2 pseudogenes are annotated in these 405 nt (G+C 69.9%); both read left to right on the forward strand.

What is annotated here, in order from left to right:
- Nucleotides 1–188: pseudogene (locus tag ACO1BU_RS37380) on the forward strand (protocatechuate 3,4-dioxygenase subunit beta); the annotation flags it as partial.
- Nucleotides 181–405: pseudogene (locus ACO1BU_RS37385) on the forward strand (hypothetical protein); the annotation flags it as partial. The pseudogenes ACO1BU_RS37380 and ACO1BU_RS37385, both read left to right, overlap by 8 nt.

The following is a 405-nucleotide window of genomic DNA, read 5'->3' on the forward strand; positions in this document are numbered from 1 at the left end:
TCCCGGGCGACCCGCTGCTGCCGCTGGACCCGATCTTCAACACGGTGTCCGACGAGGCCGCGCGCAACCGGCTGGTGGCCCGCTTCGACCTCGACATCACCCGGCCTGAATGGGCGTTGGGCTACCGCTTCGACATCGTCCTGCGCGGCCGTGAGGCGACCCCGATGGAGGATGGCCATCATGACTGACGCGACCCCGGAACTCGCGCCCTCCGAGGCGACACCCGCCACCGCCCACCAGACCGCCGGCCCCTACTGGCACCTGATCGACTTCCCGGAATGGGCGGATACCACGCGCCACTTCGCCGATTGCCTGCCCGAGGGCGCCGAGCGCATCACCCTGACCGGGACAATCAGGGACGGCACCGGCGCGCTGGTGACGGATGCCATGGTGGAGATCTGGCAC

Origin of the sequence: Roseomonas chloroacetimidivorans (genome assembly GCF_049629625.1) — a bacterium.
Taxonomy (GTDB): Bacteria; Pseudomonadota; Alphaproteobacteria; order Acetobacterales; family Acetobacteraceae; genus Roseomonas; species Roseomonas chloroacetimidivorans.